This is a genomic window from Streptomyces sp. NPDC058773, assembly GCF_042746015.1.
Lineage (GTDB): Bacteria > Actinomycetota > Actinomycetes > Streptomycetales > Streptomycetaceae > Streptomyces.
Window position 1 is genome coordinate 50,017 of sequence record NZ_JBHYPE010000026.1, and the last position, 13,689, is coordinate 63,705.

General features: G+C 71.9%; 11 protein-coding genes. 7 read left to right on the forward strand and 4 right to left on the reverse strand.

Annotation, left to right across the window (positions count from 1 at the left end):
- Positions 1-100 precede the first annotated feature (100 nt).
- Positions 101-1,663: an FAD-dependent monooxygenase gene (locus ACFW5B_RS22245; RefSeq protein WP_386442179.1), complete on the reverse strand. Its 1,563-nt coding sequence runs from the start codon at positions 1,661-1,663 to the stop codon at positions 101-103.
- 38 nt (positions 1,664-1,701) lie between these two features.
- Here ACFW5B_RS22245 and ACFW5B_RS22250 point away from each other — a divergent pair, with 38 nt between their 5' ends.
- Complete coding sequence (locus tag ACFW5B_RS22250) at positions 1,702-2,379, forward strand: TetR/AcrR family transcriptional regulator C-terminal domain-containing protein (RefSeq protein WP_386442181.1); 678 nt, start codon at positions 1,702-1,704, stop codon at positions 2,377-2,379.
- A 45-nt stretch (positions 2,380-2,424) separates the two neighbouring features.
- Here ACFW5B_RS22250 and ACFW5B_RS22255 read toward each other — a convergent pair whose 3' ends face one another.
- From ACFW5B_RS22255 to ACFW5B_RS22265, 3 genes are read right to left on the reverse strand one after another with little or no spacing between them, the layout of a single operon-like run.
- Positions 2,425-3,579, reverse strand: a complete 1,155-nt coding sequence (locus ACFW5B_RS22255) for an acyltransferase family protein (protein ID WP_386442184.1) — start codon at positions 3,577-3,579, stop codon at positions 2,425-2,427.
- Positions 3,576-4,931 carry an alpha-2,8-polysialyltransferase family protein gene (locus tag ACFW5B_RS22260; protein ID WP_386442187.1) on the reverse strand — a complete coding sequence of 452 codons (1,356 nt, stop codon included), beginning with the start codon at positions 4,929-4,931 and terminating at the stop codon, positions 3,576-3,578. The genes ACFW5B_RS22255 and ACFW5B_RS22260 overlap by 4 nt, the downstream gene beginning before the upstream one ends.
- On the reverse strand, positions 4,931-5,908 hold the full coding sequence (locus ACFW5B_RS22265) for a glycosyltransferase family 2 protein (RefSeq protein WP_386442190.1): 978 nt from the start codon (positions 5,906-5,908) through the stop codon (positions 4,931-4,933). The genes ACFW5B_RS22260 and ACFW5B_RS22265 overlap by 1 nt, the downstream gene beginning before the upstream one ends.
- Positions 5,909-6,095: 187 nt before the next feature.
- Here ACFW5B_RS22265 and ACFW5B_RS22270 point away from each other — a divergent pair, with 187 nt between their 5' ends.
- The 6 genes from ACFW5B_RS22270 to ACFW5B_RS22295 all read left to right on the forward strand — a co-directional run bounded on the left by ACFW5B_RS22270 (position 6,096) and on the right by ACFW5B_RS22295 (position 13,589).
- Entirely contained in the window at positions 6,096-7,436 is a 1,341-nt protein-coding gene (locus ACFW5B_RS22270) for a DUF6716 putative glycosyltransferase (RefSeq protein WP_386442193.1), read from the forward strand.
- 32 nt (positions 7,437-7,468) lie between these two features.
- The gene (locus ACFW5B_RS22275) at positions 7,469-8,686 is read left to right on the forward strand and encodes a cytidylyltransferase domain-containing protein (protein WP_386442196.1); all 1,218 of its coding nucleotides are present in this window, start codon (positions 7,469-7,471) and stop codon (positions 8,684-8,686) included.
- Between the two features lie 53 nt (positions 8,687-8,739).
- Positions 8,740-9,666: an N-acetylneuraminate synthase family protein gene (locus ACFW5B_RS22280; RefSeq protein WP_386442199.1), complete on the forward strand. Its 927-nt coding sequence runs from the start codon at positions 8,740-8,742 to the stop codon at positions 9,664-9,666.
- A 28-nt stretch (positions 9,667-9,694) separates the two neighbouring features.
- On the forward strand, positions 9,695-10,897 hold the full coding sequence (locus tag ACFW5B_RS22285) for a hypothetical protein (RefSeq protein ID WP_386442202.1): 1,203 nt from the start codon (positions 9,695-9,697) through the stop codon (positions 10,895-10,897).
- Positions 10,898-11,048: 151 nt separating this feature from the next.
- Positions 11,049-12,308: an amidohydrolase gene (locus tag ACFW5B_RS22290; protein WP_386442337.1), complete on the forward strand. Its 1,260-nt coding sequence runs from the start codon at positions 11,049-11,051 to the stop codon at positions 12,306-12,308.
- 249 nt (positions 12,309-12,557) lie between these two features.
- On the forward strand, positions 12,558-13,589 hold the full coding sequence (locus ACFW5B_RS22295) for a BMP family protein (protein WP_386442205.1): 1,032 nt from the start codon (positions 12,558-12,560) through the stop codon (positions 13,587-13,589).
- The last annotated feature ends 100 nt before the right edge of the window (positions 13,590-13,689 follow it).

A 13,689-nucleotide genomic window follows, 5' to 3' on the forward strand; every position in this document is an offset into this window, starting at 1 on the left:
CCCCGGGCGCCCCCACCCCCCTCAGGCGCCCGTCCCCGGCACGAGGCCGTACGAGCGGAAGTTCCGCTGGTACGGCCTCGTGCGCATGGGGGCAGCCGGGTCAGCCGGCCGGCTGGGGCACGGCGGTGCCGGCGAAGTCCGCCAGTGCGGCGAGCACGGCGGCCGTGGCGCCCTCGGCCGGTGCCGCGAGGGCGAGACAGCCGTCGGGGCGGATGAGGAGGACGGCGGGGGCGCTGCCGTAGGCGTCGCGGATATGGCCGTCGGTGTCGAGCAGATCGGGGGCGGGGCCGCCGACGCGGACGGTCCGCAGCAGGGCCGCATCGGCCGGCAGCGCGGTGTCGTCGAGGTCGGTCGTGCCGAGGGTGAGCAGGGTGAAGTGCGGGCCGCGGAAGACGTCGAAGAGCCGGGTGGGGTGGCCGTCGGCCGTGGTGCAGGGGGCGTCGGGGGCGCGGTCGCCCGCGCGGGGTACACCCTCGGCGGCGTCCGGGCGCAGCTCCCGGCTCAGCGGGCTGTCGGGGTAGCCGATGTCGAGTTGGTGCAGATCGCGGCCGCGGCGCAGTGAGCCGGAGACGTGCAGCCGGGTGCTGGTGTCGAGGATGCGGGCGGCGATCGGGCGGCGCTCGGTCTCGTAGCTGTCGAGCAGGCTCTCGGGGGCGCCGTACCGCAGCACCTGGCCGAGCTTCCAGCCGAGGTTGTAGGCGTCCTGGACGCTGGTGTTGAGGCCCTGGCCGCCTGCTGGGGAGTGGACGTGCGCGGCGTCGCCGGCCAGGAAGACCCGGCCGTCCCGGTAGGCGTCGGCCATGCCCGCCCGGGGGCGGTAGAGCGAGGACCACAGGACCTCGCCGATCTGCCCGGCGTCGAGGTGGGTGCGCGCCGCGAGTTCGGCGCGGACCGCCTCGGGCGAGGTGTCCGTCGAGTTGGTGACGAGGAGGCACTGGAAGAAGCCGGCGGCGGGGAGCGGGAGCATGGAGACGAAACCTTGGTTCGGCAGGATCCAGCGGTGCCAGTGGTCCCGGTCCAGGCCGTCCACCCGGACGTCGGCGAGCACGGCGGCGCCCTCCGGCAGCGACGGGCCGTTCATCTCGATGCCCAGCGCCCGGCGTACGGTGCTGCGCCCGCCGTCGGCGGCGACCAGATAGGCGGCGCGCACCTCGCGCTCCGCCCCGCCGGCGCCGCGCAGACGGGCCGTCACGCCCTCCGGGTCCTGGGAGAACGCGGTGAGTTCGGTGCCGAAGAGCACCTCGCCGCCCAGCTCCCGGAGCCGGGCGTGCAGAAGTTCCTGGTTGCGGAACTGCGGCACCATCAGGGCGTTGGCGTACGGCACGGCGGGTGTCGGGTCGACCCGCTCGATCATCACGCCGGTCTCGGCGATCCGGCCGTTCTCCCAGAGGGCGATGTCCGGGTAGCGGCCGCCGGCCGCCTCCATGGCCGCGAGCACGCCGAGGTCGTCGAAGACCTCCAGGGTGCGCGGCTGAAGTCCGGTGCCGCGGGCGCCTTGTGAGAGACGGTCCTGCCGTTCGACGAGCAGGGCGCGCAGTCCGCGCCGGGCGAGGTCGATTCCGAGGGCGAGGCCGGTGGGGCCGGCGCCGGCGATCAGTACGTCGACGGTCGTGGGCAGGTCGTGCGTAACACCGGCGGCGTCCTTAACGTTGTTAAGTTCCATGCTTCCGAGGATGCGCTTAACGGTGTTAAGTTGTCAACATGGTTTCGCGAATCGACCGGCGGCAGGTCGTCGACGCCGCTCTCCGGCTGCTGAACGAGGTCGGCCTCGAAGGGCTCACCCTGCGACGCATCGCCAAGGAGCTGAACGTCCAGGCGCCCGCGCTCTACTGGCATTTCAAGAACAAGCAGGAGCTCATCGACGAGATGGCCACCGCGATGTTCCGGCAGTTGGCCGTGTCGCTCGCGTGGGAGGGGGGTGAGCTGACCGCTGCCGGCCGCCCCTGGCAGGACACCCTCCGCGAGGCCGGCCGGGGTCTGCGCCGCGAACTCCTCGGCTACCGCGACGGCGGCAAGGTCTTCAGCGGTACCCGGATGACCGACGAGAGCTACGCCCGGCCGCTGGAGAATCTCCTCACCCACCTCACCGGGGCGGGCTTCACCCTGCGCCAGGCGGTCCAGGCCTGGTTGACGCTCTACAACTTCACCGTCGGCCTGGTGATCGAGGAGCAGTCGATCCACCCGGACCCCGTTGCCCCGGAGCACCGCGACCCGGCCTACGACATGGAGCTGCGCTCGGAGAAGATCGGCGTGGGCTATCCCCTCGCGGCGATGGCCGGCGAGGAGATGTTCGGCGACATGGACCGGAACTTCGAGGCCGGGCTGCGGATCATCATCGCGGGAATCGAGGTCACCGTCGGCCCGGAGCAGGCGAGTTGACGCCCCGTCCGGTGCCCGGAAGCGCGGCGTCGACCCGTCCGGTGGTCAGCGCCGCGGGTCGACCGCCCGTTTCAGGACGGGGGTGAGCGGGCGCTCTATCAGGCGGTGCAGCAGCCAGGCGAGCAGCAGCATCAGGGCGACGGTCAGCACCAGCGTCGCGTACGAGGGCAGCCGGGCGCTGTGGTGCAGGGCCCGTATCACGACCCAGCCCAGATGCTCGTGGACGAGGTAGAAGGGGTAGGTCAGCGCGCCGGCGACGGTCAGCCAGCGCCAGTTCGCCCACTGCAGCCTGCCCAGGGCGACCGCCGCGACCAGCGCGAAGCCGAGGGTGACGATGGCGATGATGACTGCCGTCGAGCGGTAGGAGAAAGCCTGCACCGACGACGGGTGCCAGAGGCCGGCGACCGCGTAGTGCTGCCCGATCAGCCAGCTGACCAGCACGATCGCCCAGGCGATCGGGTCGCGGGTGCCGTAGCGGTGCAGCAGGTACAGCCCGATGCCGCCGATGAAGAACGGGGCGTACTCGGGCATCAGGACGGTGTCGAGGAAGGGCTCGTGAGCGGCCTGGGCGAGGGCGGCGGCCAGCGTCCAGCCGGCGCAGAAGAGCACGACCCGGCGGCGGGTGGCGCCGGGCAGGACGACGCAGAGCGCGAAGAGCGCGTAGAAACGCATCTCCGCCCAGAGCGTCCAGCACACGCCCAGCACCCGGTCCACGCCCAACGGCTGCTGCAGCATGGTCAGATTGGCCAGCACCTCGCTGGGCGGCAGCGCCTTGTAGGCGACCCAGGGGAGCGCGAAGACCGCGGTGATCAGCAGGATCGCGGCCCAGTACGCCGGATAGAGCCGGGAGACCCGCGAGGCGATGAAGGCCCGCAGGGTCCGCCCCCAGCCGCTGAGGCAGATCACGAAGCCGCTGATCACGAAGAAGATCTGGACGCCCAGGCAGCCGTAGGCGAACAGCGGTGCCGCGGTGGGGAATTGGTGGGCCGGGGAGCCTCCCCAGGCCTGGGATATCTCCCCGCTGCGCCCCCCGTAGTGGTACGCGGCGACCATCAGGGCGGCGAGCAGCCGCAGCCCGTCGAGGGCGCGCAGCCGCGACGCACTGCCGCGGCTGCGCCCCCGTATCGCGGGCTGCGGTGCGGTCGTGACGAGATCCGGCGCGGCGGGCGGCGCGCCGGTCGTCAGCTGCGGGGCGGTCATCCGAACGCGGCCCGCTTCTTCAGCCGCCGCTGCACCGCACGCGCCCGGCGCGCGACCCGGCGGACGGTGGCGTTGCGCGGAATGAACGACAGCTGCGACGGGATCGCCCCGGGCAGCGCCAGCGCGGTCAGCCGGCGGCGCTTGAAGTAGCGCCGGGTGTACGGATCGAGATGGGCCGCGAGATAGCGCTCGGCGGACGGCCGCAGCTGCGGATAGATCTGGTGCTGCATCGCATAGCCGACCGCGCTGACCAGGCCCTCGACGCTTTCGGCGGAGATCAGGGCCCGGGGCTGCTCGCTGCGGTCAGCCAGGTCGGGCACCAGCGCGTCCACGATCGTGACCGGCATCCGGTTGCTGTTCTGGTACGGCGTCAGCCGCTCCAGCAGCAGCCCGGTGCCGGTGCGCGCCGTCGGCAGCCCGTAGAAGGTGGCGGCCGTCAGCAGCGCGGTGGAGAAGCAGCCGACGACCAGCGCGGGCCGCATCCGCTGGTAGAGCACCTCGGCCAGCACCGGGCTGTCCAGCACGGTCAGCGAGATCTCCAGCTTCCCGGCCTCCCGCTCAAGCAGCCGCGACCAGCGGGCCGGTGCGGACGGGTGCGGCTTGAAGACGATCTCGCGGTGGCCGCGCTCGACCGCACCGCGCACCATCCGCACATGCAGTTCCTCTTCCTCCTCGGGCGTGAGGATGCCCAGCGCGGAGAGGTACTGGCCGAGCAGCAGCGCGCCGCCCTCCGGGACCGCCACCTCGCCACTGGCGTCGGAGAGTTCGGCCAGCACCTTGGTGAAGGCGTCGGTCGGCACGGTCTGCGGCGCGACCTCGAACTCGGTGAGCAGCAGCGGCGTCAGGCCCGGCACCAGGTCCAGGTGCAGCAGCCGGCCGATCCGGGTGCCGATCAGCGGATCGAGCTTGTTGCGGGTGGGGCCGTAGCTCATCAGGCCGTCGGCGTAGACGTCGATCGGCGCGTCCGGGAACAGCTGGGCGAGCGCCAGCGCCGGGTTGACCTGGATGGACTCCACGACCAGCTCGACGCGGTCGTCGCCCAGGCCCCACAGCAGCCGCAGATGCCGCTCCCACAGCGGGACGTCGTCGGAGCGCGGCGACCAGCCGCCGGGGTGGAACGGGCTGATCGTCTCGTTCCACGACAGCACCCGGTCGAAGCGGCCGCGCAGCCGCTCGAAGCCGGGCATGGTGTCCAGCGACGCGGTGGTCTCCGGGGTCGTGGCGTTGTTGCTGAGCAGCAGCAGCCGCCGCTCGGCCGGGGCGAAGCAGTCGGCGTCCAGCGCCGCGGCGAGCGTCGCCGCGCCGTAGAGCGTCGACGCCATGAAGATCTGGGTGCGGGGTCGGGTGGACATCAGGCGGCGACCTCCGCCGGTGCCGGGCGGCGGCGCAGCCGCCGCAGCCGGGACGCACGCTGCACATCCATCGAATCCAGGGCTTCCTTCAGTACGTCCTGCGGCATGCGTTTCATGGCCGCGGCGCTCATCGTTCGCAATTTACGGGCGACCTGCGGCTCGAAACGTTCGATCGAACCGAGGTGGTGGGAAATGATCGCGCAATAGGTGCGCACGGCTTTCGGCAGAAGAAGTGCGGCATCGCGGTCCTGCGCCGTTTCCTCGATCACCTGATCGAAGGCACGGATGAAATCCAATTGCCGCACGTCACCGATCTGCGTCAGTGACGAGGCCACGCCGCGCCGGTAGAAAACACCGAGCAGTCCGACCACCGCCATGGACTTCGCCTCGCGGTGCAGCCGCCAGATCCACGGGCGGTCCTCCGCGGTGCGCAGTCCGTCCCGGAAATGCAGCACCCCGTCGTCCAGCAGCCGGCGGTGGTACATCCCGGCCCAGGCGTACGCGTAGTCGACCGAGGTGGAGCGGTCGGCGGGCAGGATCACCTCGCGCGGGTCCATCACCACCCCGCGCCGGCCGTGCGGGACCCGGTGGACGGTGCGCGCGCGGGCGGTGCACTGGACATGGTCGGTGCGGACGAAGTCACATCCCAACTCCTCCATGGTGGAGAGGAGTTCGGCGTAATAACCGGGGGCGAGCCAGTCGTCGCCGTCCAGGAAGGTGACGTATTCGCCGCGGGCCTCGTCCAGGCCGGTGTTGCGGGCGGTGGCCAGGCCGCCGTTCTGGGCGTGCCGCAGCAGCCTGGCGCCCGGCAGCTCGCGCTCGGCGCGCGCGAGGATCTCCGGGGTCTCGTCGCGCGAACAGTCGTCGACGAGCAGGAATTCAAAGTCCTCACGGGCATTGGCCGCCAGGCTTTTCAGGGTGTCGGGCGCATATGTCTGCACGTTGTAGAACGGCACGATGACGGAGAGCTTAACCACCCTCGTGACGTTAGGGGTGCAGCCGTCATTCGTCTTTACCGGGTGCGGACCTCAAGGTGAACGAAGAATGGCGGGATGGTTAACCAGGCCGCTTATCGGGCCGGTTCGCCATTAGTCGACCCGCTGTTAACCCTTTGTTGCGGCCCAGTTGGCCCGTCCAACGGAATCCCTTCCTAGCGTCTTGGACGTGCCATCACGTACCTACTCTTCGCCGCGGGTCGCCGTACTTGCCGACTCGGATACCCGGTGGAAATGGGGCGCTTTGACAGCGTACCGAATCCAATCGGACATCCGGCTCGACGGTTACCTCCTCCGCGGCCGCGCCACTCCCACGGTCCGCCAGCTCGACGAGGTCGGCGCCCGTGCGGACTCGCTGCGCGAAATCAGGGGCGTGGACTTCCTGGAGCGGATGAAGGACAGCGTCCGCTCCGCCGACGGTACGCGCTACGACGTCGTCGTGCTCGCCTGTGTCGGCGGTGCGGTGCAGGCCATGCTGCACGGCCTGGCCCGCGCCTGGCGCGGTGCGGACTCCCGCCCCGTCGTCGTCACCGGCTATGTCGGCGTCGTCTACGAGAAGCTCGCCGACGGGCTGCTGCTGCGGCACGGCGCGGATGTCGTCCTCGCCAACTCCCGGCACGACGCGGACCGGTTCCGCGAGGTCTACCGCGGGGTCGGCGCCGACGACGGCAGCGTCGTGGAGTGCGCCCTGCCGTTCCTCGGCGGCGACCGCTACACCGGCGCGCACACCCCCTACACCGTGGTGTTCGCCGCCCAGCCCTCCGTCCCGGAGAGCCGCGCCGACCGCAGCTACCTGCTGCGCCGGGCCGTGCAGCACGCCCGCAAGCACCCGGACCGGGAGGTGCTGATCAAGCTCCGCAGCAAGCCGGGCGAGCACACCACCCACATCGAGGAACTGCCCTACCAGAAGCTCGCCGCCAAGATCCCCGGCGGACTGCCCGCCAACTGCCGCCTGGTGTACGGCAACATGGGCGAGGTCCTGGACCGCACCGACCTGATGGTGACGGTCAGCTCGACCGCCGCCCTGGAGTCCCTGCACCGCGGCATCCCCACCGCCGTCCTCACCGACCTCGGCATCCGCGAGGTCCACGGCAACCACCACTTCCTCGGCTCCGGCTGCCTGGCTTCCTGGGACGAACTGGACGCCGGACACCGCCCGGAACCGGACCCGCGGTGGCTCGCCCGCCAGGGTGTCGCCGCCGACGGCGACTACGAGCAGGCCTTCGACACGGCCCGTGCCCGCGTCACCGCGCTGCGCGACGCCGACCGGCTGCCGCCGCTCACCCCCTACTACACAGCCCGCACCGCCCCCGGCTACCTCCCGGGCATCCTCGCCCGGCACGGCCTGGACCCGCACGGCGAGCCGCTGGCCGGCCACGCGGACGCCCCGGAGGAGACCGGCGGACTGCGCCGGGTCGCCCGCGAGACGGTCCGTGAGGCCGCCCGCGGCGCCTACCGCCACGGCGTCCAGCGCGTCGCCCCCGCCATCCGCCGCTGGGGGCAGCTGTGACCACCCCGGCCAGCTCCCGGAAGGAGCCCGACATGCCGCCGAACCCGCAGAGCAGCCCGCCGACCGTGGTGGCCGTCATCCCCGCCCGCGGCGGATCGAAGGGCGTGCCCGCCAAGAACCTCGCCGCCGTCGGGGGAGTGCCCCTGGTGGCCCGCGCGGTCCGGGAATGCCGGGCCGCCCGCCTGATCACCGATGTCGTGGTGTCCACCGACGACGCCGGGATCGCCGCCGCGGCCCGCGGCGCCGGCGCGGTCGTCATACGGCGCCCCGGCGACATCGCGGGCGACACCGCCACCAGCGAGGCCGCCGTGCTGCACGCCATGGACGCCTACGAGGCCGAGCAGGGCGCCCCGGTCGACACGGTGCTGCTGGTCCAGTGCACCAGCCCGTTCCTCGACCGCGAGGACATCGACGGCGTGGCCGCCGCGGTCGTCGAGGGCGGCGCCGACAGCGCGCTGACCGTCGCCCCCTTCCACGGCTTCGTCTGGCGCGACGGCGAGGCGGAGGTCGAGGGCGCCGCCGACGGCGGCTTCGGCGTCAACCACGACAAGTCCTTCCGGCCGCGCCGCCAGGACCGCCCCCAGGACCTGCTGGAGACCGGCGCCGCCTACGCCATGGACGCGGCCGGCTTCCGCACCAGCGGCCACCGCTTCTTCGGCCGTACCGAACTCGTCCGCACCGACCCGGCCCGGGTGCTGGAGGTCGACGACCCGCACGACCTGGCCCGCGCCCGCGCGCTGGCGCCGCTGCTGGACGCCCCGCGCCCCGGCGCCCTGCCGGCCCGCGACGACATCGACGCCGTCGTCCTCGACTTCGACGGCACCCAGACCGACGACCGGGTGCTGATCGACGCCGACGGACGGGAGATCGTCGCGGTCCACCGCGGCGACGGCCTCGGCATCGCCGCGCTGCGCAAGGCGGAGCTGAAGCTGCTGATCCTGTCCTCGGAGACCAACCCGGTCGTCGCCGCACGGGCCCGCAAGCTGCAGGTGCCCGTCCTGCACGGCATCGACCGCAAGGACCTCGCCCTCAAGCAGTGGTGCGAGGAAGCCGGCATCGCGCCCGAGCGCGTGCTCTACGTCGGCAACGACGTCAACGACCTCCCGTGCTTCGACCTCGTCGGCTGGCCCGTGGCGGTCGCAGGCGCCCACGACGTGGTGCGCGGCGCCGCTCGCGCGGTCACCGCGACCCCCGGCGGCAGTGGCGCGATCCGCGAGATCGCCGGCTGGCTCCTGGGCCCGTCCCTGTAACCCACCCAGACCCCACCCCCACACACCCCCTTATCAACGCGAAGGAACTCCCCATGAGCAGCAACTCCCGCCTCCGCACCCTCGGCTCCCGCGAGGCCGGCCCCGGCCGCCCCGTCTACGTCACCGGCGAGATCGGCATCAACCACAACGGCGACCTGGAGAACGCGTTCGCGCTGATCGACGCCGCCGCCGACGCCGGCTGTGACGCGGTGAAGTTCCAGAAGCGGACCCCCGAGGTCTGCACCCCGCGCGACCAGTGGGAGATCGAGCGCGACACCCCCTGGGGCCGGATGACCTACATCGACTACCGCCACCGCGTGGAGTTCGACGAGGACGGCTACCGCGCCATCGACGAGTACTGCAAGAAGCGCGGCATCGCGTGGTTCGCCTCCCCGTGGGACGTCGAGTCCGTCGCCTTCCTGGAGAAGTTCGACGTGCCCTGCTACAAGGTCGCCTCCGCCTCGCTCACCGACGACGAGCTGCTGCGCGCCATGCGCGCCACCGGCCGCACGGTCATCCTCTCCACCGGCATGTCCACCCCGAAGCAGATCCGGCACGCCGTCGAGGTCCTGGGCAGCGACAACATCCTGCTGTGCCACGCCACCAGCACCTACCCGGCCAAGGCCGAGGAGCTCAACCTCCGCATGATCAACACCCTTCAGGACGAGTACCCGAACGTCCCGATCGGCTACAGCGGCCACGAGACCGGTCTGCAGACCACCCTCGCCGCGGTCGCCCTCGGCGCCACCTTCATCGAGCGCCACATCACCCTCGACCGCGCCATGTGGGGCTCCGACCAGGCCGCCTCCGTCGAGCCCGGCGGCCTGTCCCGCCTGGTCCGCGACATCCGCACCATCGAGGAGTCCCTCGGTGACGGCGTCAAGAAGGTCTACGAGAGCGAGCTCGGCCCGATGAAGAAGCTGCGCCGGGTCACCGGTGTGGTCGCCGAGGCCGAGGCCGCCGAGCCGGCCTCCGTCTGACCGACCGGCCGACGAACCGACGGGAGCCATGGTGAGCTCACCTGAAGGGACCCGCGCCGTGGCCGGCACGCCCGGCGCCGAGGTTCCGCCCCCGGAGACCACGGGTTCTCCCGCCCGTGGTCTCCGGGGGGTGCCGCGGCAGCGCAAGCGGACCGCACGCTCCGGTGAGCCGCGCCCGGACGGCGACACCCTCGCGTTCGTCGAGAGCCCGGTGCAGCTGCTCAACGTCCTGGAGTGGGCGCACACGGCGCAGGCCACCGAGCTCACCGTCGTCGTGCTCTCGCCGCACGACCCGATGACCCGCGGCCAGCTGCGGCGGATGGCCGAACTCGCCCGCGACGAAGGCCATACGGTGCGCTGGGAGGAGGCCCGCGGCGGTCCGACCGCGCCGATGCGCACCATCGGCGGCCTCACCCCGCGGCTGCGCCGCGCCCGCCGCGTCGTCATCGGCGACCCGTTCTCCCGCTACGTCCAGCTGCTGCTCAGCCTCACCAAGGCGCGCGATCTGGTCGTGGTCGACGACGGCACCGCCACCATGGAGTTCATCTCCCAACTCGCCCGTGGCGAACGGCTGGTGCGCTGGCACCGCAACGGCGCCGCACGCGGCGCGCGGGACCTGGTCTTCGCGCCGTTCTCCGCCACCGCGCGGCGCCGGCTCACCCCGGCGCCCGAGGGCGGCCGGCGCACCGTCGGCCTGTTCAGCTCGATGCCGGTCGAGGCGCCCCCGGGCGTCGAGGTCACCACCAACGAGTTCGCCTGGACCCGCGCCCGCTTCGGCCCGCCCCGGCTCACCCGCGCCGCCGACATCGTCGGCACCTCGCTGGTGGAGACCGGAGTCGTGGACGCCGACCGCTATCTGGCGGCGGTGCGCACCCTGGCCCGTACGCACGGCGCCACCCGCTACTTCGCGCACCGCAAGGAGAGCACCGAAAAGCTGCGCCGCCTCACGGCCGAGACCGGCCTGGAGGTCGTACGCCCCGATCTGCCGCTCGAACTGATCGCCCGCCGCGGGCCCATCGGCCGGCTGATCGTCAGCTTCCCCTCCACCGTGGTGCACACCCTGCCGCTGGCGCTGCTGGGTACGGAGGTCAAGGTCGCGGTCTGCGACATCGATCCGGAGTGGCTGACGGCCAACGCCTCGCCGCGGGCGCAGGGTTTCCTCGACGGGGTCACCGGGACCGCCCGCGACGTGCAGCGACTGTCGTTCACCGAGCAGATGGCCGCCGGATGAAGCCGCGCGGGAAGCCCTACTGCATACCCGTCGCATAAACCGTCCATGCGCCGAGCGGCCTAGATTTTCTTCCCCTAACGGGCTGAACTTTTGTTGATCGAAGGACAGTTGCCCCCTTCCGGCCCGTAACCTTCCACGGGTGAACCACGTGATGTCCCGAGAGGTCAGCGCCGCCCGTACCCCCGCCGGGGACCAGCTCCCCGGCGCCCTTCCCGAGGCGCTGCGCGCCGAACTCAGCGCCTTCCGGCGCGACTTGCACCGCCATCCGGAACTGGGCAACCAGGAGTTCCGGACCACCGCGGCGATCAAGGAACGGCTGGAGCGGGCCGGTCTGCGGCCCCGGGTACTGGCCACCGGCACCGGCCTGGTCTGTGACATCGGCACCCGGGACGCCACAGCCGACGGGACCGCCGTCGCCGCCGCCCCCGACCGCCCCCTGCTGGCGCTGCGCGCGGACATCGACGCCCTGCCCATCCCGGACACCAAGACCGTCGACTACGCCTCGACGGTCGCCGGCCGCGCCCACGCCTGCGGCCACGACGTCCACACCACCGTCGTCCTCGGCGCCGGTCTGGTCCTGGCCGAGCTGGCCCACGCCGGCGCCCTGCCGCGCCCCGTCCGGCTGCTCTTCCAGCCCGCCGAGGAGGTGCTGCCCGGCGGCGCCCCCGACGCGATCGAGTCCGGCGCACTGGAGGGCGTCGGCCGCATCCTCGCCGTCCACTGCGACCCGCGCGTCGACGCCGGCCGGATCGGGCTCCGCACGGGAGCGATCACCTCGGCCTGCGACCGGCTGGAGGTCGAGCTGGACGGCCCCGGCGGCCACACCGCCCGCCCGCACCTGACCACCGACCTGGTCACCGCCGCGGCCCGGGTCGCCCTGGACGTCCCGGCACTGCTCTCCCGCCGGGTCGACGCCCGCGCCGGCCTCGCCGTCACCTGGGGCCGGCTCGCCTCCGGCCATGCCTGCAACGTCATCCCGCAGCACGCCGAACTCTCCGGCACCGTCCGCTGTCTCGATCTCGACGCCTGGCGGCGCGCCCCGGACCTGGTGCACGCGGCGATCGACGAGGTCGCCACGCTGCACGGGGCGAAGTCGCAGATCACCTACGTCCGCGGGGTGCCGCCGGTGGTCAACGAGCCGGTCACGGTCCAGCTGCTGCACTCCGCGATGGCCGCCCGGCGCGGGGAGGGTGCCATCGAGGACACCGAGCAGTCCCTCGGCGGTGAGGACTTCTCCTGGTACCTCGAACACGTCCCCGGTGCCATGGCCCGCCTCGGTGTCCACCCGCCCGCCGACCCGGTGCACCGGGACCTGCACCGCGGCGACTTCGATGTGGACGAGCAGGCGATCAAGGTGGGGGTGGAGCTGTTCACCGGCGCGGCCCTGCTCGACGGGGACCTGCCGGACTGACCGCACCGGCCACGAGGTCGCCCGGTGGCGGTCCGCATTCACGGCTTTCGCCCGTAAACCCCCCTATCGGCCCGTTCCGGCAGCTTGCCGGGACGGGCCGTGCATATCGCCCTCCCGTGTTGCACGCGGGTGCCCTACGCCTCGAATCGATAACGTCCACGCAGTGGAGGGTTTTGCGCCAGGTCTACGCGCGTTAATCTCCCGACAAGCCAGCGCCAATGGGGGCGCTTAGAGCGAAGGGAAGGCCCCGTGCGTCGGGTCATCAGGATTGCCGCCGCGGCCACCGCCACCGCGGGCCTCGCGCTCACCGCCACTGCGTGCGGTCAGAGCTTTGCCGAGGCCAACCGCGCCAAACACGCGGGGGTCGGGTTGGCCTTCGACATCGGCGGCCGGGACGACCACTCGTTCAACGAAGCGGCCGCCCGCGGTGCGGAGAACGCGCACAAGAAGCTGGGCGTCAACGTCAAGATGCTCACTGCCAAGAACGGCGAGACCGAGGCGGACCGCGAGCAGCGGCTCACCTCCTTCGCCGAGGCCGGCTACAACCCGGTCATCGGCGTAGGCTTCGCCTACAGCCAGTCCGTGCAGAACGTGGCCAAGGACTTCCCGCACACCACCTTCGGTGTCGTGGATGCCGTGCCGCAGGGCAAGAACGTCGACGCGATGGTCTTCGCCGAGCACGAGGGCTCGTATCTCGCGGGCGTCGCGGCCGCGCTGAAGAGCAAGAACCACAAGGTGGGCTTCATCGGCGGCGTGAACAACGCGCTGATCCAGAAGTTCCAGGCCGGCTTCGAGCAGGGGGTCCGCGACACCGACCCCAAGGCCAAGGTCACCTCGCAGTACCTGTACCCCAACAACGACAAGGGGTTCAACGACCCGGCCGCCGCCAAGGCCAAGGCCGACGGCATGCTCGACAACGGCACCGACGTGATCTACACGGCGGCCGGGCAGTCGGGCGCCGGGACCATCGAGGCGGTCAGCAAGGTCAAGGGCGCCTGGGCGATCGGCGTGGACTCGGACCAGTACCAGCAGCCGGGCCTGGCCCGCTACAAGAACCGCATCCTCACCTCGGTCGTGAAGAACGTCGATGTGGCGGTCTTCGACCTGATCAAGAGCGCCGAGAAGGGGAAGCCGCTGACCGGCATCCACTCCTACGACCTCAAGCACAGCGGTGTCTCGCTGGCCACCTCGGGCGGGTTCATCAAGGACATCCAGCCGCAGATCGACGCGGCCCGGAAGAAGATCATCGAGGGCAAGGTGAAGGTCAAGGAGACGCCGTAGCCCGGGACCACCGCCGCCCCGGGGCGCCGCAGCGCCGGACCCCCGGGGGTGAGCCCCCCGTCCCCCTTGTGACCTTCCGGTCCCTGACTTTCCGTCCTTT